The following is a 22,546-nucleotide window of genomic DNA, read 5'->3' as shown; positions in this document are numbered from 1 at the left end:
ATTGTTAACAAAGCACCGAGTTGGTTTCGAGGCGACTTACCCCCTTAAATAAAAAGACACCGCAGCGAAGTGCGGTGTCTTTTTGCCAAAAATGGAAAGCAGATCACATTACGACTGGCGCAGCAGTTGATCCTTGAGATTGGGTGGCACGCCGCGAATGGTCAGGGTATCGGTCTGGGGATCGTAAAACACCCGGCTGTTCAGCAATTTCTGCTCGAAACTCAGGGTCAGACCGCCACCGGAGCCGACGAACTTGGTCAGGCCGCGCAGGGTGGAGCGATCGGCGGGGAAGCGCTCTTCCAGCTCATACTCCTGACCGATGAAGCTGTAAAAATCGAGATCGCCGTCGCCCGCTTCTCTTGCAGAGAGTTCGGCGGAAAGCTCCTTGATTTCGATCTCTTCACCGGCGCTGGCCTGCTCGGTGCAATATTTGAAGACCTGCTTCTTGTAGTCGTTGCGATCGGCCGCTTCGAGCTGACGACTGTCGCAATAATCATCCACCGCCTGCAGCAGCCCTTTATTTTGGATCTTGGCATCCATGCCCTCGCGGGCACCCAGCAAGTCCATGAAAAAGTCCCCCAGTTTGCGACCGACCCGCCCCTTGCTGAAGGTGATATAGCGGCGAGAGTCTGGCTGGGTTTTCCATTCAGTCAAATCGATGCGTGCCACCAGATTGAGCTTGCCGATATCCAGATAATGGATATGGCGCAAGTCCAGCGCCTCGCTGACGGTGACGCTCTCCTTGCCTTCCAGCAGGGCGACCATCAGGTAATCGACCCCCACATAGTTGTATTTGGCAAACAGCAATACACCCTGCTCGTCGAGGGCGTGATCCACCAGGTTCTTGACCAGCAGCTGGGTCATATTGACCGAGAAGGGGACGAATTCGAGCTGATCGCCGAGCAGCTGCTCAAGGGCAATGCGAAAGGCGGGAGAAGGCTGCTTGGGGGCTTCCTCACCGTCGGCCAGCTCGGCGACGGCGGCTTCGGGGTCAGCGAAAAAGCCAAAGCCCTTGCCACCCTTGCCGTTGTAAATGCGATGCAGCTCCGCCATCAGCCCCTGAACCGCCTCATCAGCAGGCAGGGTCTGGCTGCGGGTGTCGGCGTGAGGTTGACCATCGCCGCCCTGGCGCAGGGAGTGAAGAATGATCTTGTCGATATCGAGACTCATGTCACAAAGCCATAGTGTTAGCCGAAAGGGTGAAGTATTATAAGGCGCTTTGAACCGAGATGAACTGAAGATTATGCCCATCGTATCAAAGTACACAAACCAGCAGTTTGATGACCTGATGAATGACCTGATCACTGTACTGGAAAAGCACAAGGCGCCAGTCGACCTCAGCCTCATGGTGCTGGGTAACGTGACGACCAATATCATCAACGGCATGGCCCCGGCACAACGCCAGGCGATCACTGAAAAATATGTCCAGGCACTGACTTCCTCGGTCAACACTCGCCACGACACTCACTGAGTCGCCGCCTTTTTTTGACGTTTCTCAAAGCAGATGGATCACTATGGTCGAAACCGGCAACCCCTATCGTGATAATGTCTCTCGCCTGATCACCTGGGGGCATTGGTTCTCCTTCTTCAACATCATTCTGGCCATGCTGATTGCCACCCGCTATCTGGGTGCCATCAGCTGGCCATCGACCACGCTCGGCGTGACCTATCTCATCATCAGCTGGATAGGTCACTTCTCGTTTCTGAGCTTTGTCACCTACCTGTTGACCATATTCCCGCTGAGTTTCGTGCTGCCCAAAGAGAAGCTGCTGCGCTTCATTTCGGCCATCATCGCCACCCTGGCGCTGGTGCTCCTGCTCATCGACACCCAGGTGTTCCAGCTGTTCAAGTTCCACTTGAACGCTCAGGTGTGGCAGTTGCTGCTGGATCAGGCCCAGACCGAGGAAGGCTCGATCTGGAGCATCATCTTCGTGGCGGTGCCAACCATCTTCCTGCTGCAACTGCTGCTGTCAGCCTATGTGTGGCGCAAGATCAACAAGCGCAAGCGCCGTCAGTATGGCAATCAGGTGGGGCTGGCCCTGCTGGTCTGCTTCATTCTGACCCACGTGGTCAACAGCTGGGCCGATGCCACCCTGTATCAGCCCATTACCATGCAGCGCGCCAACTTCCCGCTCTCCTACCCCATGACCGCCAAGAGCTTCCTGGCCAAGCACGGCTGGCTGGACCTGGATCAGTACGAGAAGAAGGCAGAATCCCAGGATGGCGAAAGCGAGAGCCGCTTGCGCTATCCCCTGCGCCCGCTCAGCGTCAACGCCCCCATTACCCACAAGAACCTGCTGGTGGTGGTGGTGGATTCGTTGCGAGCCGACATGCTCAACAGCATCAACATGCCCAATCTGCAGCGTTATGCAGACAGCCATCTCAATTTCCGCAACCACATGAGTGGCGGCAATGACGATGTGATGGGAATGTTCAGCCTCTTCTATGGCCTGCCCGGCCACTATTACGACGACATCCGCAACGACAAGACACCGCCGGTACTGTTCGACGAGATGCTGCGCCAGGATTACCAGTTCGGCCTGTTTGGCGCACTGGAAGATGCGCAGCAGTATCGCCAGAGCATCCTCTCCGGTCTGCGCAAGCAGGTGTTTGTCTCCGAGCAGACCAATGATCAGCTGCTGATCGGTGACTGGCAGCAGTGGCTCGCCAAGCGCTCGCCGGACAGACCCTGGTTCTCGCTGGTCTATCTGTCGAGCCCCGGTGATTACCAGCTGCCGGCCGACATGAAGGGCCCCTTCCAGCCCGAGCTGACCAAGTTCAATCCGGCCACCGCTTATCAGGCCAAAAACCTGCAGAAGCTGGAGAACCGTTACAAGAACACCGTCTTCTACACCGATCAGTTGCTGGAACAGATGCTGAGCCAGCTGCAACAGCAGGGCCTGAACGAGCAGACCATAGTCGTGGTGACCTCCAACCACGGTCAGGAGTTCAACGATACTCGCAGCAACAGCTGGGGTTATGGCACCAACTACTCGCCCTATCAGGTGCAGGTGCCTTTCGTGCTGGCCTGGCCGGGCAACGACACCCTGGCACAGAGCCAGTTGAGCAGCCATCTGGATCTGGTGCCCACCCTGATGCAGGGCATGCTGGGGGTGCGTAACCCGGCGCGGGACTACAGCACAGGCCGCAGTCTGTTCGACAACAGCCCGCGCAACTGGCTGCTGGCCGGGGATCAGCGTGATTTTGCCATCTATCAGGGCAACACCATCACCCACTTCAACAAGCAGGGTGACTTTGAACTGCTGGAGCGCAACAGCTACCGTCCCATCAAGCACGGCACCCCCGACATGGGTGTCATGATCCAGGTGATGAACGAGCTCAACCGCTTCTATCGCGCCCCCTGACGGCCAGAAAACCACAACTCACCAAGCCCGCTCCCGTAGCGGGCTTTTTATTGCGTGCAGCACGGGCCGGAAAACAACACCTGGCATCTATGCCCAAGGGAACCCATAGGGGACGGGTTTACTGCCCAGACAGATAGCCCTCTTCTCCCCTTCATGTTCTCACTTGCCGGCGCAAACGTTCTTCTTTTCACTACTGACTCTTCCATCAAAAATATCAATCTGATCAAGATCATAAAAACAAAATGATAATGATTATCAATCATTGATCTGGATGGACCACTCTGTAATAATCCGCGCCCTTCAGGCTCAAATAACAATCATTCTCAAAATGAAAATACTGCTGCACTACTGGCCCATGCTGCTGTCCGGCACAGCGCTGGCCGCCAGCGATCAGACCCAACTCGATGGGACTGGTACCCCTGCTCACCTCAAGGCGCGCGAGACCATAGTGGTCAAGGGCCAGCGGGTCGAACAGAAGCTGTCCGATATCTCGGGCGCCATCACAGTCATCACCGAAGAGGACCTGGATCGCCAGGTCGCCACCGAACTCACAGACGTGTTCAAGAACGAACCCGGCGTATCTGTGACCGGCTCGGCAGGGCGTCCGCAAAACATCAGCATCCGCGGCATTGGTGGCAACCGGGTGCTGATCATCAAGGACGGGGTCAGGGTCAGCGACGGCTTCGGCGCCGACGATCTCAACGACAAGGTGGGCCGTTTCAGCTTCGACCTGGATGACGTCAAGCAGATTGAGGTGGCCAAGGGGGCAGGCTCCGCCCTGCACGGATCAGACGCCATCGGCGGCACCATCGTCATCTCCACCAAGCAGCCGGAGGATTATCTGCAGGGGCAGGATGCCTACCTCAGCAGCAAAGTCCTGCATGATGGCAGCAGCGACAAGCAGAAGTTGAGCGCCACCGGTGCCGCCCGCTGGGCTGAAACAGAACACCTGCTGCGCCTCTCCGGCTGGCAGGGGCACGAGACAGCCAACTATGACGAGAGCCGCATCCCGGCGGATCTGGATGGCCTGAGTGCCTCCACCAGCTCTCGTTTCACCCTGAGCGAGCACCACCTGCTGCGCCTCGAACTCGACTACTTCGAGGACAACGCCAAGCGGGATCAGGGGCCGCGCGAAGTCCCCCAGCCCGATGGCAAATGGCAGGTCCGCCAGTATCGCGAGGACAGTACCCAGCGCTCCCAGGGCGCCAAGCTGAGCTGGGAGGCGCGCAGCCTCGACCATCTGCTGGCGGATCAGTTCACCTTGAGCCTGCACGGCAATCATGCCAAGAACAGCGCCAACAAACGCAGCCTGCTGCAAAATGACCTGCTGAGCGGCTATCCCCGCTATCGCAGCGAACGGGAGCTGGCCACCTTCACCGAGGATCTGATCGGCAGCGAGCTGGACATTCGCCGCGATCTGACGACCGGCGCCATCGAACACAAGCTGAGCTATGGTGTAGAACTGGAGCGCGCAAGCCACGAGCGACCAGTCGACAAGCTGACGCTGGAGGCGGGCATTCCCCAGCCCGGCCAATCCGCCCCCTTCAGCAGTGCCCGCACGGACCGCGCCGGTATCTGGCTGGGGGATGTGGCGAGCCTTGGCCAGTGGCAATTCACCCCCACACTGCGCATGGATCACCAGTGGCTGAGCCCGCAAGATGGCAAGGGTGCCAGCAACCACAGCTGGCACCTCTCCCCCAGTCTGGCCACCAGCTACCGCTTCAACGATCAGTGGCGCAGCTGGCTCAGCTATGCCAACGGTTTTAGTGCCCCCTCCTACGACAAGGTGTACGGCAATATTCCCCACTACTTTGCCCTGCCACCGTTCGAGATCATCGCCAACCCGGACCTCAAGGAGGAGACCAGCCACAGCTTCGAGTGGGGTGTGAGCGGTGAAGGGGATGAGTGGAGCATCAAGCCGGCCCTCTTCTACAACCGCTACTACAACTTCGTCGACTGGCGCCAGGTGGGCTTCCGTCTGAGTGACGGCGTCATGCTGCGCCAATACCGCAACGTGGCCAAGTCCGAGACCTGGGGCGCCGAGATCGCCGCCAGCTACTGGCTGACCCAGCAGTGGGAAGTGGCCACCAAGTTCGGCTGGGTGGATGGCAAGGACAGCCAGGGCGAGTCACCGCGCAACCTGACCCCGCTGGAGGGCAATACCCGCCTCAGCTATCAGGCCAACGACTGGAGCCTGGGGCTGCAAGCCGATTATGCCGCCGCCATGAGCCGGGTACCCACTTGCGGCAACAGCCTGACCCAGCAGCAGAGCGAGTGCATGAAGAGTGCAGGCTGGCTCAGCTTCGCCCTGACCGCCGACTGGCAGATCACAGACGCCCTCAAGGCCAACCTCAAGCTCGATAACCTGCTCGATACCCGTTACACCCGCTATCAGGATGTAGCCGGGCAGGAAGCGGGCAGCGATGCGGGACTCTACACCCAGACGGGCCGCTACCTGAGCGCCAGCCTGCGCTACACCTTCGTGGGGATCTGATGCACGCGCTATTGATAATGACGGCTCTGCTGGCCAATCCGGTGGCCTCACCCACCGAGGCCGCGGGCATGACGGCAACCACCACGGCGCCACAGAGCGCGCCAGCCATTGCCAAGCGTCCCCTGCTGATGAAGGGCAAGGTAGCGCGGTGGGATCCCTATGGCGGCTGGCGCGACGACAGCCGCCAGGATCCCGCCCTGCTGGCCATGCTGGCCGAGCAGAACCGCTGGACCGAGCAGCAGCTCGCCAGCCAGCGGCCGCTGGAGCAGGCGCTGCAAGCCGAGTGGCAGGCGCAATCGCGCGGCGAGCCCATGCCCGCCGAGTGGCACACTGAAGCGGGCAGCCAGTGGCGGATGGAGGCCGACGGCAGCCTGTGGCAACGGGCTGATGACAAGGCGCAGCCCCGTCAGCGACTGGCGCCGCGTCAACCGGCGAGCGGCTATTACGAGCTCGCTGGCTGGGCACTGCACCCGAACGGACGCTGGCTGGCCCTGGCCGAAGATCTGCGTGGCGATCTGGACTACCGCATCACCCTGCTGGATCTGGATAGCGGCAAGACACAAACCACTCTGGCGCACAGGGCCGCCGATCTGCTCTGGAGCCTGGACGGCAAGACCCTCTACACCCTTGCCAACGAGCGCCGCACCCTGCGCCCCTGGCAGCTGTGGGCCTGGCAGGATGGCAAGGAGCGGCTAGTACACCAGGAGGCCGATCCCGCCTGGCTGCTCAGCCTCTATGGCACCACGGACAAGCGCCACCTGCTGCTGCAGAGCAACAACCACGACAGCTCGGAGCAGTACTTGCTGGACGAGGGGACCCCCTCTCTGCTCAAGGCCCGTCAGGCCGGTGTCGAGTACTACCTGGATACCCAAGGGGAGCGAGTGCTCATCAAGAGCAACAAAGATGGTGCCCTCGGCCTTTATCAGGTGACCGGTCTGGCACAGGTGGCCGAGGGGCACTGGCAACCCCTCTGGTCCGGCGAAAACAAGAGCCTGGAGAAGTGGCGCCTGTTTGCCGACCATACGGTCCTGCAATACCGCAAGGCAGGGGACGACTGGCTCGATGTGCTGGATTCAAGCGGCCAGCTCAGCCAGCGCGTGCATCTCACCGAGGGAGCTGGCACGGCCTGGATCCAGGGCGCTCATGACCCGGCCAGCCAGCAGATCCTGATCCGCAGGCAAGGGATGGCCGAGCCGCCCCACCAGCGCTGGCTCAATCTGGCCAGCGGTCAGTGGCAAGCTGGCGCCCAGGCGCAGGCACCCTCCCCCTACCGCAGCGAGCGACGCTGGGTGGTGGGCAAGGACGGCGTCAAGGTGCCCGTTTCTCTGGTGTGGCGCACCGACATCATCAAGCCCAAGGCGCTGCTGCTCTACGGCTACGGCGCCTATGGCACCCCCATGCGCCCTTACTATCAGCCCCAGGTGCTGAGTCTGCTGGATCGCGGTTTTGTCTACGCCATCGCTCACGTGCGCGGCGGCGGCATGCTGGGAGACGACTGGTATCTGGCGGGACGTGGCCAGCAAAAACAGCACAGCGTGGACGACTTCCTGACCGTGGCCGAGGCGCTGGCCCGGGATCCGGCCATCGATCCCGCCCGGCTGTTCGCCATGGGCGGCAGTGCCGGCGGTCTGCTGGTGGCGGCGGCGCTCAATCAGGCGCCAACCCGCTTTGCCGGCGCCGTGTTGCAGGTGCCTTTCGTCGATCTGCTCGGCACCATGAGCGATCCCGAACTGCCGCTCACCCGCCAGGAGTACGCCGAATGGGGCAATCCGGCCATTCCCGCCGACTATGCGGCCATGCGTCGCCTGAGCCCCTATGACAACCTGCAACGACAGCCCTATCCCCCGGTTTATGTGACCGCCGGACTGCACGACAGCCAGGTGCCCTACTGGGAGCCGCTCAAATGGGTCGCCCGGCTGCGGGAGCACAGCACGGGCACGGGCCCCTATCTGCTGAGTACGGCTCTCGACAGCGGCCACCAGGCCAGTACCGGCAAGGCCCACCAGCAGGCAGCGCGCGAGTATGCCTTCCTGCTCACCCTGGCTGGCGTTACCCGCTGATGGCGCATCCTTTTCTCATTTTTGTGTTGGAGTAAACCATGAAACCCTCTTCCCTGGCCCTCTGGCTGGCGGCAACCTTGCTCTCACAGCCTCTGCTGGCGGCCGAGTTGCAGTTCGTCGATGAAAAAACCATTACCACCACGCCGCAGCAGTGGCTCGAGCAGCGCCTTGGCGTCACGCTCGCCCCCGACTACGACAGGGCCAGCCTGCTCGGCCACCACTACAGCTTCCGCCAACTGGTCAACGACTTGCCGGTGGCCACCATCCAGGCGGCCGTCAGTGTCGACAAGGCCGGCAAGCCCTGGCGCCTCTATCACAACAGTCGGCCGCTGCAGAGCAGCGAGCCAGGCTGTGATGCCAGCGGCAACCTGGATCCTCTGATCGAAGAGTTGCGGGCAGCGGGCAGCGAGATCGACACGCTGGGCGCGGTCGAAGCCTGGTACTGGCGCGACGGCGACACCCTGGTGCCCGCCCTGCGCCAGCGGGTGCGCGAGCACCAGGCAGGCAACGCCAAGGCTACCTATGTACAGCTGTTCGCCAGTTGCGACGGCAGCCGGGAGCTGGGCCGCTGGATGGATGCGGCCAGCACCCGGGCCAGCCGCACAGCCGACGTCGGCGACACCCAAGTGGAAGCACGAGTATTCGACCCGGATCCCCGCACCCAGCTGCAAGACGCCAGCCTGGTCTGGCACGACGAACTGGTGCTGGCGGACGCCGCCTATCAGGACAGAGTTCCCCTGCCGGTCACACTGGCGGGGGGACGCTATCTGCTGAGCGGCCCTCACGCCCGGGTGGTGGATGCCATGGAACCCGAGACCGCGCCTTTCAGCAGTGATGACCCGCAGGCATTCCGGTTGACCCGGGACGATCGGGGCTTTGCCGACATCAACGCCTATTACCACCTTGACTTGGCCCAGCGCCACATCAAGAAGCTGGGCTTTACCGGGCTCATCCCGGGGGCCCTCGACATAGACACAGAGGCCGGCTATCAGGACAACTCCCTCTATGATCCGTTCGAGCGCAGGTTGGAGCTGGGCCGCAGCGGCGTGCCCGATGCCGAAGATCCCATGGTGATCTGGCACGAGTTCGGCCACGCGGTGCAGCACCACATAGTGCCGGATCTCGGGGAGGAGGCAGACTGGGGCGCCATCGGCGAGGGCTTCAGCGACTACCTGGCCGCCAGCCACCGCCAGCGCAGCGAGGCGGGTCGCCAGTTCGAACCGGCCATGGTGTTCAACTGGGATGCCCGTTTTACCGACCGCACCCCACGCCAGCTGGATGATCTGCGTGCCCGCTACCACCCGGACTATAGCTACCCGGCCCACCGCACCATCAACGGCAGCAACGGCGATCAGCTGTGGGGCACACCGCTGTTCCAGGCCCTGCTGGCGTCGGTGACCGAGCATGGCGAAGGGGCCCGGGACGAGTTTGACCGCGTCATCATCGAATCCCACTTCGGGCTGGGCCCGGCCATTCGCATGCCACAGCTGGCCCGCATCACTGTGGACACGGCGGCGCGGCTCTACCCGGCCCGTCACTACGCCAGCCATCTGGAGCACGCCTTCCGTCAGCACGGCCTCTTGCTGGCGCCGGTCAATATCGCGCTGGCCGAGGGCAGCGCCATCGAGCTGGGACAGCGTCAATCCGTACAGGTGACACTCACCAATCAGGGTTCGGCGCCGGTGACCCTCAATGAGCTGACCCTGACCCTGCCCGCCGGGCTGCAGGCCGATCCCTACCAATGGCAAGCCACCACACTGGCGGCAGGTGCCAGTACCACCACCACGCTGCGACTGCTGGCCCAGAGCCCGCTGGCCTGCGGCGATGAGGTGAGCCTGCCGGTAAGCCTCGTCATGACGGGGACCAGTCCGACCGAGCGCCAGTGGCAGCAGCCACTGAGCCTGCCCATAGGCACGCCCATCATCAGCCGCGCCACTGGCCAGCCGCTGCTCCTCAGCGATGCCCAGAGCGAGGAAGTACGCGGCTTGAGCCAAGCCAGCCTGCAGCTGGAGAAGACCAACGCCAAAGTGAGCGAGCAGTTGCAACTGACCCTGGATCTGCAACACGACGCTCTGGATGAGCTGGAAATTTGGCTCAACTCCCCCTCCGGCACCCGCATCCAGATCTGGGACAAGGGCTACAGCCCACTGCCACGGCTGAAAGGCGTCTTCCCTACCGAGCTGCTGCCCCTGCAAGCCTTCACCCCCTTGCTGGGAGAGCCGTTGGCCGGCAGATGGACGCTGGAAGTGGTGGACAGCAAACCCGGACATCAGGGCCGCATCAATGGCTGGAGCATCAGCCAGCGCACCGGCGCCCAGTGTGGTGAACCCATAGCTCCGCCGGATGACGGCATCATCCACTTCCCGGTGGACGACAGCAGTGGCGGCGGTGCGGCCAACCTGCTCTGGCTGCTGCCGCTGGCGATCTGGCGGCGCCTTCGCCAGCGCGGCTAGTAACCCACCCATATATAAGAAGAAGGGGCCCTGGCCCCTTCCCAAGGACAAGAGATGAATCCAACCTATTCCCGCCTGGCCTGCCTGCTGGCCCCCCTGCTCACCGCCTGCGGTGGCGGCGGCTCGGATGAGGCGCCGCTGGCGGCACCTGCCTATACCCTGAACGTCAATCTGCCCGAGAGTGGCACCCTGTGCGTCAATCTCAACCAGAACACCCGCTGTGACGAGGGGGAGCCCAGCGTCAGCGGCGTAGCCGGTGCCCGTCAGCTGAGCGGCACCTCCCCCGCCCTGCTGACCAGTCCGCTGCTGTTCCTGCCAACCAACCCGGCAGCGCCGGCGCTGCTGCACCCGGCCGCCCGACTGGATGGCCAGACCCTGACCCCCAGCCTGCTCAGCACCCTGCTGCAAAGCAGCATCGCCGAGGGACATCCGCCCAAACAGGCACTCGACGAGATGTTGGCCGCGCTGGCGCCGCTGCAACCAGGTCAAGGGCTGGCCGCCCTGTCGCAACTGGCCGACTTCAACCTGGCGCTGGGGCAACTGCTGCTGGCGGTGATCGATGCAGAGCCGGAGATATCGGACCTTTCGCCCGTCCTCCTGCAAGCCGTGGTATGGCCGGCCCTCGGCAGCCTGCTGCCCGAGCTGGCCAGCCACTTTGCCCAGCACGGCGAGCTGACCAGCCTGCAAGAGAGCGTCACCCGCCTGCTGCAACAGCAATACTCCCATCCCCTGGTCACCGGCAGCGGCGTCACCACCTACACGGATGGTGTCGACTACCTGCTCACCGAAGAGCCCGCCGACCACCCGGGCCAGGAAGCCAGCCTGAACAAGGCCCCCTTGCGCTATCGCAAGCTGGATGGCAAGGGCCAGCCCCTGCCGGATGACGCCCCTCAGTGGGAATGTGTGGAAGACCTCAACACTGGCCTCGTCTGGGAGAGGAAGCTGAATGATGCAAAGAGCCCACGCGATCTGCATCGCACCTTCGCCTGGGAACTTGGCGACTATCACCCCACCCAGCAGGAGCTTGACTACGCCTGCCCGCAAGGCGAGGCCATCTGCACTACAGAGCAATATCGCCAGTGGCTCAACGCCCAGCAGCTGTGCGGCATCACCAGCTGGCGCATGCCCCACTCCCGCGAGCTGATGAGCCTGCAACACTACGGCTCACTCGCCCGCCAATATGGCCAGCTGGTCACCATGGATGTGCGCTACTTCCCCGATGTCGGCACCACCACCAAGGATTTCAGCGGCTACTACTGGAGCCAGACCCTGACCCCGTCCCGTCGGCTGGAGAGCGCCCCCCTGAGCGCCATCGCCCATATTTTCCTCGGCGATGACGCCGGCACCGACTACGCCACCACAGTTCAAAACAGCGATGATGCCAACGGTCTGCAACTGCGACTGATGGCGGAGGTAACCCGATGAACCGCTTGATGTTGACCCTGCTGCTGACCCTTGGCAGCCCCCTCGCCCTGGCCACCGCCATCTGCGACGACACCATGCCCAGAACCAGCCCCACCGCCCGCTTCATCGATCGCAGCAACGGCACAGTCACGGACAGAAGCACGGGCCTGACCTGGATGCGCTGCCAGCTTGGCCAGACCTGGCGCAACCAGAGCTGCAGCGGCGAACCGACCCGGCTTTACTGGCAGCAGGCCCTGCTGACGGCAGAGCGGATCCGCACCGAACCGAGCCATGCCCTGTACGGCTTTGGCGGCTACCGGGATTGGCGCCTGCCCACCATCAAGGAGCTGACCAGCGTGCTGGAGTCCGCCTGCTACAAGCCGGCGCTCAACGAAACCATCTTCCCCCGCGCCATGGCCGGTGAAGGAAAAGAGGTGAACGACGGTTACGTCTATCTCTGGTCCTCAACCCCGGTGCCGGCCAGCAAGAGCGTCGCCTATCTGGATATCACCAGTGGCGCCGTTGGCATGCGGGCGCCCGGCGCCTGGGCCAAACAGCTGCTTCTGGTGCGTTGATTGCGCGGGGGTGGCCACAGGATCCCGCTGAAAAGCGGATCCTTGTCCGGCCACCTCCGAGCTGTGCAAAAGCGCTGTACACCGAATGTGCGCCTTGTCAGAAAATAGCCAGAAGACGTCATCCTGTGCCGGATCTGGCAGGATTTGCACCCCGGATCGCTGGCATGAAACGGGCAGAGCGGTTAGTCTAGCGGCGTTGAACCAATCCCCATGAGGTACAGATGAAAACCGTATTGCGTTTTAGCCTGCTGGGCGCCTTGTTGCTGGGCGGCCATGCCTTCGCCGCCGAACCGAAAAAATTTGATATCAGCATGTTTCCGGCCGCCGAAGTAAACCAGGAACGTGTCGTGATCCGCCTGCCGGAAGTCGAGAACGAAGCCGACATGATGGTCGAGCTGCAGGTCGGCAAGAAAATGATGGTCGACTGCAATGTGCCGCGTTTCGCCGGCAACCTTGAGCAGCACAGCGTCAAGGGCTGGGGCTACAACTACCTGATGCTCGGCAAGGTATCCGACCCCATCAGCACCCTGATGGCCTGCCCGGATGTCCAGAAGAAAGAGACCTTCGTCCAGATCTACGGTCAGGGCTTCTTTGTGAACTACAACTCCAAGCTGCCTTTCGTGCTCTACGTCCCGCAGGAGTATGAAGTGCGCTACCGTCTGTGGCGTGCGGACAACCTGGCCCAGCCAGCCATGATAGAGTAAGTCTCCATCGAGACCAAACCTCCCGCTTTGGTTCATGAATGACACAAAATAGAGCGCCAAATGGCGCTTTATTTTTAACCAAATTTCGGCGCCCCAGACGGCCGAACCTTGACATAACTTGACATAACTCCGCTTTTTTTCTCGCTTTTTTGCTCCTGCCCTCCCCGAATGTCCACTGGATCATGGCTAAATCACTTTCGATGAAAATGATTTATCCATATAGTGAAAAAATTGATTTTGCACTCTGCGACGGCCTGATGATACTTGCCCGCAAAGGTCAAACTAACCAGAAAAAGAGCACTATGAGCTTCGAATCCGACAAGCGTTTCAACGACTTCAAACATTTTCCCCGTGGCCTGCGTCGCAGTGGTGAATTCACTGTTGCCGAAGCGGACAGTCTGGAAAAATACGGCACCGCCATGCTGGCGCTCTATCAGGGCAACCTGGCGCCGCGCGATGACGTAGAAAGCGCCTTTATCGAACAGGTCAAATCCGGCGCTGCCGGCAGCAATCCCCACGCCAAGGTGTGGTTCAAGTATCTGAAGGTGATAGGTCCCAAGCGCGTGCATCGTCTGTGCACAGTCGCAGGCGGCGCCAACGAGGAAACCGGCGGCGGTGGTTTTGACGGCGGCAACGGCGGCGGTAGCGACGAGTCCATCGATTAATGGATACCGAACTGCTTCGGACCTTTATCGAGGTCAGCAAGACCCGGCACTTTGGCCGGGCTGCTGAGAATCTCTACCTGACCCAGTCGGCGGTGAGCTTTCGGATCCGCCAGCTCGAGCAGCAACTCGGGGTCAGTCTGTTTGCCCGTCATCGCAACAACATCCGCCTGACCGCGTCCGGCGAGCGTCTGCTGCCCTATGCAGACGCCATCTTGCATACCCTGGGTCGGGCCAAGCAGGACGTTGCGCTCTCCCCCGGTTTCAGCCAGCAGCTCGCCATAGGCGCGCCCGCCGTGTTCTGGGAGCTCGATTTCAACGACTGGCTCAATCATGTCTATGCGCTGGCTCCCGGCCTCGCCGTGCGGCTCGAAACCGCATCCCGCGAGCACCTGTGCCGCCAGCTGCTGGAGCGCTCCCTCGACTTGGCCCTGCTCTCCGAGCCAACCAAGATCGACGAGATTGCCCTGCATCCCATCGGCGAACTGGTGTTTGAACTGGTGAGCCGGGATAGCACAGCCAACGCCGACAGCCTGATGCAAATGCCCCACATTCACCTCGACTGGGGCACCAGTCTGGAGCCGCAACCCAGTCGCTTGCAGAGCCTGCAAAAAACCCCAGTGCTGCACTCGAGCTCCGCCAACATGGCGCTGCAGTTCGTGCTGGCCAATGGGGGGGCCGCCTACCTGCCACGGCGGATGGTGAGTCCCTTCCTGGAAAAGGGGCAGCTGCATCTGGTGGAGGGAGGCCAGCCACTGAGCCGCCCGCTCTACCTCGCCTATCTGGAGAAATCCGATCGTCGGGAGCTGATCGATCGGCTGCTGACCCTGCCCCTTGGCTGGGATGGCGCCGATCTGCGCCTGCCGCAGCCTGAATAACTTCGGGCGATAGCACAGACAGAAAAGGGGCCGAAAAGGCCCCTTTTTTATGGTGCTTGTGTGCAATCGCATCAGCCGTGCTGGCGGCGATCGTTGGCCTGGGCCAGCAACATGCGGCTCTCGCGCAGAAACTCGTCGGCATGCTCGCCAAAAAAGCCGGATACCTGCGAGAAGGCATCGATAAAGCCGGCTCTGTCCCCCTGCTCCAAGAGCCCCAGCACCTCGCCGAAGTTCTGGTAGTAGCGGCGGATCATCGCCAGATTCTGCGGTGACGACAATATGATGTCGGCATAGAGCTCGGGGTCCTGAGCAAACAACCGTCCCACCATGGCCAGCTCCAACCGGTAGATGGGGGAGCTTAAGTTAAGCAGGCGGTCGATGTTGGCCTGCTCCCGGGAGAGGTGCCAGCCATAGGCAAAAGTGGCGAAGTGGCGCAGCGCCTGAATGAGGGTCATGGCCTCGTCGTGGGCTTTGGCTTCCACCTGCTGCAAGCGCGCGCCCCAGATGGTCATCTGATCCAGCAACCACTGACTGGCGGCCGCATCACGGCCCTGACAGCAGACGATCACCTGCTTGGCGAGGCTCGCCACATCGGGTCCGAACATGGGGTGCAGCCCCAGAACAGGACCTTTGTGCACCGCCAACATATGGGCAAGCGGCTCGCTCTTGACGCTGGTGACATCCACCAGCAGACAATCGGCGGGCAAGTTGCCGAGCCGGTCGATGATCTGGCAGGTGATGTCGATGGGCACGGCCACCATGACCAGACCCGCGTCGGCCAGGATCTCGTCAGCCCTTGGCCAGTCTGCTTGTTCGAGGGTCTCGACCCGGTAGCCGGATAGGCTGAACATATGGCCGAACAAGCGGCCAAGTTGACCCTGCCCCCCTATGATGACTACTTTGCCAAGATCCGGCTTCATGCACTTGAAGCCGGTGTCTTTTTCGCTGGCATAAGATTCACGCATGACCCGGCGCAGCACATCTTCGATGAGATCGCCCGGCACCCCCAACAGTTCGGCCTCGGTGCGACGGCGGGCCAGCATGCTCGCCTCCCTGTCCGGTGCATAGATGGGCAGGCCGTGGCGGCTCTTCACCTCACCCACTTCCCCCACCAGGGCCAGTCGTGCGGCCAGCAGATCGATCAGCTGTCTGTCCACCGCATCAATCTTGTCCCTGAGGGCATTCAACTCTTCAGCCATATCCAGTCCCTGCTGGCGCCGCTGGCGGCGGCGCCCTGTGATTCAAGAGGCAACAAGGTATCACTGCGTGGGCAGTGATACCTCTATGGTTCAATCAGTTACGACAAGATACCACGGCTTACCGTGCAGTTCTGCCCTTGAGCGGCGCCGCCAGCTCGCGATGGCATCGCTCCAGCAGAGCGGCTGTGCTATCCCAGTCGATGCAGGCATCTGTGATGGAGACGCCGTAGCGCATCTGCTCCTTGGGCTGCTCGCTGGACTGGTTGCCTTCGAACAGGTTGGATTCGAGCATCACCCCTATGATGGAGCGGTTGCCCTCCTGGATCTGGTGGATGACGTTGTCGGCCACCTTGGGCTGCAAGCGGTGATCCTTGCTGGAGTTGCCGTGGCTGCAATCCACCACCAGGCCGGGCAGCAGGCCCGCTTTCTCCAGCGCCTCTTCCGCCAGCGACACATTGACCGAATCGTAGTTCGGGTGCTTGCCGCCGCGCAGGATGACGTGGCCATCCGGGTTGCCCTGGGTCTGCAGCAAGGCAACCTGGCCCTGCTGGTTGATCCCCATGAAAGCATGGGGGCTGGAGGCCGCCTGCAACGCGTTGATGGCAGTACCCAGGTTGCCGTCTGTGCCGTTCTTGAAGCCCACCGGCATGGAGAGGCCGGACGCCATCTCCCTGTGGGTCTGGGATTCTGTGGTACGGGCGCCGATGGCCGACCAGGAGAAGAGCTCGGCCAGGTATTGCGGGCTGATGGGATCGAGCGCCTCGGTCGCCAGCGGCAATTCCAGCTCCGCCAGCCAGCAGAGCAGCTCGCGGGCGCGGTGCAGCCCCAGCTCTACATCGAAGGTGCCATCCAGGTTCGGGTCATTGATAAAGCCCTTCCAGCCGACCGTGGTGCGTGGCTTCTCAAAGTAGACCCGCATGACAATGTAGAGAGAATCCTGATAGGCATCATGCAGCGCTTTGAGTCTGGTTGCGTACTCTTTGGCGGCGTCCATGTCGTGGATGGAACAGGGTCCACAGATCACCAGCAGGCGGTGATCACGACGGTGGATGATGTCGGCGATGGTAGTGCGGGCCCCTTGCACGAAAGCCAGCGCCTGGTCGGAGATGGGTAGCTTCTCCTTGAGCTGGGCAGGCGTGATCATCACTTGTTCGGACTGGATATGGATGTTGTTCAGGGGGTCTCTTTGCATGATCTCATTCTCTCTACAGTATTTAAGCCAATTGCACCGAGTGTATTCATTTATTTACACAAGTCAGTGCTTTGTTACGCAACCGCCCTCACCTTACCAAGGAAAAACAAACAATCAAGTGAAACTAGCGGATTAACTGTCTAGCAGGTGGATAAACGACCAGCCAGGCGACCTAAACAGCCAGAAAGTAGCGAGTAAAAAGCCACTGACTCGATAAAATCGTAAAGATATAGTTACACTCCAATACTGTCATCAGCGCTGCTCGACCACTATCCCATGCCTGCCCTTGCCACCATTTTATAAAAAAAGCGGGGCACCTGGCCCCGCTTGCGTTCCCGTCTTGCTCTTCTTTTATGATTTTCCGTGTGCCTTGATGGCGTCGACCGCCTTGTCCGGGAAGTCGCTGAACACCCCGTCCACATCGGCCTGATAGAGGAAGATGTTGAGCAGATCGCTGAAATCCTTGGCGTAGGCCGGGATCTGCCCCTCATCCTGACGGAAGGTATAAGGGTGTACTTTAAGGCCAGCGGCGTGGGCCTCTTTCACCATGCCGGTAAACACAGGTTTGCCCGGGGTGCCCGGCTCCGTGACTATCATCGGCTTCCAGGGGCCTATGCCTTCCGCGTAGCCGGCGATGGTCTTCATGGCCCCCGGCTTGAACATCCAGTCATAGTCGTAAGGGGTTGCCTGGCCCTTGGCGTCATAGACCATGGTCTCGTTCCAGTCGGTCTCGGCCATTAGCTGCACCAATTTCAAGTCCATGCCTAAGGCGGGCATCAGTTCGCTGTTGATGCGCTTGAGTTCATTGGCATCGAAGCACTGCAGATAGACCTTGTCATCCTTCCCTGTGTAGCCGTACTCCTTGAGTACCGTGAGCACCGCCTTGGAGATGTCCTTGCCTTCGTGGCGGAACAGCCAGGGGGCCTTGATCTCCGGGTAGATGCCGATGTTCTTGCCAGTGCTCTTGTTGAGCCCCTGGATCATCTCTATCTCTTCCTGGAAGGTGTGGATCTTGAAGCTGGACTTCCAGAGCGGGAAGCGGGCCGGATAAACGGGCACCTGCTTGCCATCCACCAGCTGGAACGGCTCCGTCATGCTCAGGGAGCGCACCTCGGCCAGGGTGAAGTCCACCACATAGTAACGACCGTCCGGGCGGGCCCGACCGGGGAAGCGCTCGGCCACGTCCGTGATGCCATCGAGGAAGTGATCGTGCATCACCACCAGCTGGTCATCCTTGGTCATCACCAGATCCTGCTCCAGATAATCGGCTCCCATGCCATAGGCCAGCGCCTTGGATGCCAGGGTGTGCTCGGGCAGATAGCCTGAGGCGCCACGGTGGGCGATCACTATCTTGCCTTCGTCGGCAGCAAGAGCGGGCAATGCAAGGGCGGCCCCCAGGCCAAGGGCAATCAGGGAGAGAGAGATTTTTTTCATGCGAGGTGCTCTTTGTTATTGTTTATTGGGTGTAGGTGTTTGTTATAGCAGAGGTTTATTGCATTTTAACGACGGGCGGCCAAGGGGCCGCCCGCTTCTTCATCAGCTTGCCTTGGGCAAGGCGTGCTGATGTTGTTCCAGCCAGGCGTGCAGTTGCTGCTGCTCAGGCTGAGACAGGCGCAGCCCCAGTTTGCTGCGGCGCCACAGAATGTCTTCCATCGAATGGGCCCACTCGCGGCTCATCAGATAACGCACTTCCGACTCGTACAGACCGGCCCCAAAGTGCTGGCCGCGCTCCTCGTGCAACCAGAGGCGGGCGTGGCTGCCATAGGCCTCGGCGATGCGACGGGCGTTGCGCTCATCCAGCCAGTCGAATTCGAGCATATAGGCACGCGCCAACTCGGTGATGGAGCAATCAAACTCGCCACCGGGCAGACGGCTGGTGGCGGTCCAATCCTCACCCATCTGGCTGAACCAGGGCTTGAGCTTGTTGCAGGCGGCTTGGGCCAGTTTACGATAGGTGGTGAGCTTGCCGCCAAACACGGACAAGAGTGGCGCGCCGTCGGATTCACCGGAGAGCTCGAGGGTATAGTCACGGGTCACGGCCTGGGGGGAGTCGGACTCGTCATCGCAGAGCGGTCGCACCCCGGCATAGGTCCAGATGACATCTTTGGGCGCTATCTGGCGGGTAAAGTGAGCGTTGACCACCTTGCACAGGTAGCTGATCTCGGCGTCGCTGATCTTGGCTTCGCGCGGGCTGCCCTTGTGCTCCACGTCCGTGGTGCCGATGAGGGAGTAATCCTGCTGATAAGGGATGACAAAGACGATGCGGTTGTCTTCGTTTTGCAGGATATAGGCCTCTTCGCGCTCATGGATACGCGGCACTATGATGTGACTGCCCTTGATTAGGCGAATGCCGCGCGGGGATTTCTCGTGCAGACTCTCGTCATAGAAGGTCTTGACCCAGGGACCGGCCGCATTGACCAGACCACGGCAGGTGACGGTGAACTGCTCGCCCCCTTCCCGCTCCAGAGTCAATGTCCAGTGCTTGGAGCCGCGCACCGCCTTGATGCAGCGGGTGCGGGTCTGTACCTCGGCCCCTTTATCACGCGCCATCATGGCGTTGAGTACCACCAGGCGGGCGTCATCGACCCAGGCATCCGAGTACTCGAAGCCTTTGTTGATACCGGCGGTCAAGCCGTCCTGGGGCAGGAAGCGCACGCCGCAACTGCCCTTGAGCTTGTCGCGCTTGGCCAGATTGTCATACAGGAAGAGACCGGCGCGGATCATCCAGGCCGGACGCAGGTGCGGGCGGTGCGGCAGACGAAAACGCATGGGGCGGGCGATATGCGGCGCCATGCCAAGCAGCACTTCCCGCTCAGCCAGGGCCTCTTTCACCAGCCGGAATTCGTAATGTTCGAGGTAACGCAAGCCGCCGTGGATCAGCTTGCTGGAGTTGGAGGAGGTGGCAGAGGCGAGATCCTGTGCCTCGAACAGGGCAACCTTCAGACCCCGACCCGCTGCATCAGCCGCAATGCCCACCCCATTGATGCCGCCGCCAACGACGACCAGATCATAATGTTCGCTCATGTTCACCTACTCTTTCTTATTTTGGGTTTGCCATGACAGCAATGTTTGATTTCGCTCATATTAGAGCATGAAAAAATGATAAACGAACATTTTATGGAGAAAATGTGATCGCGATTGTTTTGGCAATGCTAAAAATGCTGCCAGTCGGTGATCAGGACGTCAGCAAGGGGCTGGCTGGCAAAATAGCGTGCGCGAGATCGCGCTCATACCCAGGGTGGTAGTAAGCCGGAAAACAGCAGGAGGAAGAGGAAAACAGGGGAAAAAGCGGCCGCCGTCATGGCGGCCTGGTGCCAGAGAGGGGTTAACGGTGACTCAGCAGATATGGCATTCGATCTGGTGCTGGGACATGAGCCGCATCAGCTTCTCCGGTGGCTCCTGATCGGTGAACAGGGCGTGGATCTGGTTGAGATTGCCCAGATTGACCATGGCGTTGCGACCGAACTTGGTGTGGTCGGCGGCCAGAAACACCTGGCGAGAGTGGGCTATGATGGCTTGGGCAATCTTCACCTCGTGGTAGTCGAAATCGAGCAGAGAGCCGTCATTGTCGATGCCCGAGATACCGATGACACCGTAATCCATGCGGAACTGACCGATGAAATCGCGGGTCGCCTCCCCCACTATGCCGCCATCCCGGTTGCGGATCTCGCCACCGGCGATGATGACGGTGAAGTCATCCTTGGCGGTGAGAATGCTGGCGACGTTGAGGTTGTTGGTCACCACGCGCAGCTCGCGGTGATCGAGCAGGGCGCGGGCGATGGCCTCCGTGGTGGTCCCTATGTCGATGAAGAGGGAAGAGCCATCGGGAATATTGGCGGCCACTTCGCGGGCGATACGCTCTTTCTCCTTGAGCTGCATCACTTTGCGGGCACTGTAGGCGGTATTGACGGTACTCGAATGCAGGGAGGCACCGCCATGATGGCGCCGGATCTTGTTCTGTTCGGCGAGATCGTTCAGATCACGGCGAATGGTCTGGGGGCTGACGTCAAAGTGGGTCACCAGATCCTCCGTCGAGACAAAGCCCTGCCGCGTCAGGACGTCCAGTATCTCCAGATGTCGTTGGGTTTGCTTCACGCTTGAACTCCGATGATGAGACGAAAAAAGGCCCCGGCAGATGCGGGGCCTTTGGCAGTTTACCTGATCCCTTTTCGGATCGATAAGGGCAGGATCACGTTTTATGCCTTATCGGCAGCCGCCTTCTTGGCAGCGACGGCGATGTTCTCATGCTTGAGGGTCATGGCCAGCAGTATGATGGAGATCACGCAAGACGCGGTCAGCACCATGAAACCGCCATCCCAGCCGAAGTGGTCAACGGTATAGCCCAGCATGGCGTTGGCCGCCACGGCACCCCCCAGATAACCGAACAGCCCGGTGAAGCCTGCCGCGGTACCGGCTGCCTTCTTGGGTGCCAGCTCCAGTGCATACAGACCGATCAGCATGACGGGACCATAGATCAGGAAGCCGATGGCGACCAAAGCCAGCATGTCGACGGTGGGGTTGCCCGCCGGGTTGAGCCAGTAGACCAGCACAGCCACTGTCACCAGTACCATGAAGAGGATGCCAGCCGGGGCGCGGCGGCCCTGGAACATCTTGTCAGAGATCCAGCCGCACAGCAGGGTGCCCGGAATACCGGCCCACTCGTACAGGAAATAGGCCCAGGAGGAGTTGTCGACAGTGAAATCCTTGGCCTCTTTCAGGTAGGTCGGAGCCCAGTCCAGCACACCGTAACGAATGAGGTAAACGAAGGCGTTGGCAATGGCGATGTACCACAGCAGCTTGTTGTGCAGCACGTACTTGACGAAGATCTCCTTGGCGGAAAACTCCTTCTCGTGGCTGGCGTCATAGTCCTTCGGATAGTCGTCCTTGTACTCCTCGATGGGCGGCAGACCGACCGATTGCGGGGTATCACGCATCACGAAGAAGGCGATCACCGCAATGGCGGCGGCAGCAGCAGCCGGTACATAGAAGGCACTGCGCCAGTCATTGAACCAGCCCATCCCCAGGATGAACAGCGGACCTATCATGCCGCCGCCGACGTTGTGCGCCACGTTCCAGACCGCGACCACTTCGCCACGCTCTTTCTGTGACCACCAGTGCACCATGGTGCGACCGCAGGGTGGCCAGCCCATGCCTTGTACCCAACCGTTCAGGAACAAGAGCACGAACATGATGGCGATGCTGGAAGTAGCCCAGTGCACAGTCCCCATCATGAACATGATACCGGCCGACAACAGCAGACCGGCAGAGAGGAAGTAGCGGGCGTTGGATCGGTCAGACACGTTCCCCATCAGGAACTTGGACAGACCATAGGCAATGGAAACCCCGGACAGGGCCAGGCCCAGATCACCGCGGGAGAATCCCTGTTCGATCAGGTAAGGCATCGCCAGACTGAAGTTTTTCCGTACCAGGTAGTAACCGGCATAACCAAAGAAGATCCCGAAAAACACCTGCCAACGCATGCGTTTGTAGAAGGGGTCGACCTTGTCGGCCGGAAGCCTGTCTATGTGTGGTGCAGGCCTGAAGAGACTAAGCATGTTCT

17 protein-coding genes are annotated in these 22,546 nt (G+C 60.9%); 10 read left to right on the top strand and 7 right to left on the bottom strand.

The genetic code is table 11. From position 1 onward, the window contains the following. Positions 1-108: 108 nt before the first annotated feature. Positions 109-1,170, bottom strand: coding sequence for a nucleoid-associated protein YejK (gene yejK, locus GWQ29_RS09290; protein WP_219598719.1), 1,062 nt, complete (start codon positions 1,168-1,170; stop codon positions 109-111). 73 nt (positions 1,171-1,243) lie between these two features. Here yejK and GWQ29_RS09285 point away from each other — a divergent pair, with 73 nt between their 5' ends. The 10 genes from GWQ29_RS09285 (at position 1,244) to hdfR (ending at position 14,595) form a co-directional block, all read left to right on the top strand. Then, entirely contained in the window at positions 1,244-1,471 is a 228-nt protein-coding gene (locus GWQ29_RS09285; protein ID WP_275909393.1) for a YejL family protein, read from the top strand. A 43-nt stretch (positions 1,472-1,514) separates the two neighbouring features. Continuing rightward, positions 1,515-3,365: a DUF3413 domain-containing protein gene (locus GWQ29_RS09280; protein ID WP_096118462.1), complete on the top strand. Its 1,851-nt coding sequence runs from the start codon at positions 1,515-1,517 to the stop codon at positions 3,363-3,365. 328 nt (positions 3,366-3,693) lie between these two features. Next, positions 3,694-5,859 carry a TonB-dependent hemoglobin/transferrin/lactoferrin family receptor gene (locus tag GWQ29_RS09275; protein ID WP_275919278.1) on the top strand — a complete coding sequence of 722 codons (2,166 nt, stop codon included), beginning with the start codon at positions 3,694-3,696 and terminating at the stop codon, positions 5,857-5,859. After that, positions 5,859-7,919, top strand: coding sequence for a prolyl oligopeptidase family serine peptidase (locus GWQ29_RS09270; protein WP_275919277.1), 2,061 nt, complete (start codon positions 5,859-5,861; stop codon positions 7,917-7,919). The genes GWQ29_RS09275 and GWQ29_RS09270 overlap by 1 nt, the downstream gene beginning before the upstream one ends. 38 nt (positions 7,920-7,957) lie before the next feature. Next, positions 7,958-10,372, top strand: a complete 2,415-nt coding sequence (locus GWQ29_RS09265; RefSeq protein WP_275919276.1) for a proprotein convertase P-domain-containing protein — start codon at positions 7,958-7,960, stop codon at positions 10,370-10,372. A gap of 54 nt (positions 10,373-10,426) precedes the next feature. Continuing rightward, positions 10,427-11,797: a DUF1566 domain-containing protein gene (locus GWQ29_RS09260; protein ID WP_275919275.1), complete on the top strand. Its 1,371-nt coding sequence runs from the start codon at positions 10,427-10,429 to the stop codon at positions 11,795-11,797. Then, complete coding sequence (locus tag GWQ29_RS09255) at positions 11,794-12,351, top strand: DUF1566 domain-containing protein (protein ID WP_169046390.1); 558 nt, start codon at positions 11,794-11,796, stop codon at positions 12,349-12,351. The genes GWQ29_RS09260 and GWQ29_RS09255 overlap by 4 nt, the downstream gene beginning before the upstream one ends. A 221-nt stretch (positions 12,352-12,572) precedes the next feature. Beyond that, entirely contained in the window at positions 12,573-13,055 is a 483-nt protein-coding gene (gene eco, locus GWQ29_RS09250) for a serine protease inhibitor ecotin (protein WP_005310087.1), read from the top strand. A 302-nt stretch (positions 13,056-13,357) separates the two neighbouring features. Then, entirely contained in the window at positions 13,358-13,720 is a 363-nt protein-coding gene (locus GWQ29_RS09245) for a DUF413 domain-containing protein (protein ID WP_005310084.1), read from the top strand. Continuing rightward, positions 13,720-14,595 carry an HTH-type transcriptional regulator HdfR gene (hdfR, locus tag GWQ29_RS09240; RefSeq protein ID WP_017412115.1) on the top strand — a complete coding sequence of 292 codons (876 nt, stop codon included), beginning with the start codon at positions 13,720-13,722 and terminating at the stop codon, positions 14,593-14,595. Before GWQ29_RS09245 ends, hdfR begins: the two co-directional genes overlap by 1 nt. 71 nt (positions 14,596-14,666) lie before the next feature. Here hdfR and tyrA read toward each other — a convergent pair whose 3' ends face one another. From tyrA to glpT, 6 genes are all read right to left on the bottom strand, one after another. Continuing rightward, a complete protein-coding gene (gene tyrA / locus GWQ29_RS09235) occupies positions 14,667-15,794 on the bottom strand; it encodes a bifunctional chorismate mutase/prephenate dehydrogenase (protein WP_021138527.1) in 1,128 nt (375 codons plus the stop codon). A gap of 118 nt (positions 15,795-15,912) precedes the next feature. Continuing rightward, positions 15,913-16,986, bottom strand: coding sequence for a 3-deoxy-7-phosphoheptulonate synthase (locus GWQ29_RS09230; protein ID WP_021138526.1), 1,074 nt, complete (start codon positions 16,984-16,986; stop codon positions 15,913-15,915). A 351-nt stretch (positions 16,987-17,337) separates the two neighbouring features. Further along, positions 17,338-18,420, bottom strand: a complete 1,083-nt coding sequence (glpQ, locus tag GWQ29_RS09225; RefSeq protein WP_275906727.1) for a glycerophosphodiester phosphodiesterase — start codon at positions 18,418-18,420, stop codon at positions 17,338-17,340. Between the two features lie 102 nt (positions 18,421-18,522). After that, positions 18,523-20,010, bottom strand: a complete 1,488-nt coding sequence (glpD, locus tag GWQ29_RS09220; protein WP_275919274.1) for a glycerol-3-phosphate dehydrogenase — start codon at positions 20,008-20,010, stop codon at positions 18,523-18,525. Positions 20,011-20,322: 312 nt separating this feature from the next. Beyond that, a complete protein-coding gene (locus GWQ29_RS09215) occupies positions 20,323-21,081 on the bottom strand; it encodes a DeoR/GlpR family transcriptional regulator (protein ID WP_005310067.1) in 759 nt (252 codons plus the stop codon). A 101-nt stretch (positions 21,082-21,182) separates the two neighbouring features. Beyond that, positions 21,183-22,541, bottom strand: coding sequence for a glycerol-3-phosphate transporter (gene glpT, locus GWQ29_RS09210; protein WP_017411957.1), 1,359 nt, complete (start codon positions 22,539-22,541; stop codon positions 21,183-21,185). Between the last annotated feature and the right edge of the window lie 5 nt (positions 22,542-22,546).

It is taken from the genome of Aeromonas sp. 2HA2 (assembly GCF_029237345.1).
Taxonomy (GTDB): Bacteria; Pseudomonadota; Gammaproteobacteria; order Enterobacterales; family Aeromonadaceae; genus Aeromonas; species Aeromonas salmonicida.
The sequence above is the reverse complement of the archived record's forward strand: the minus strand, read 5'-3'. Positions and strand labels throughout refer to the sequence as shown.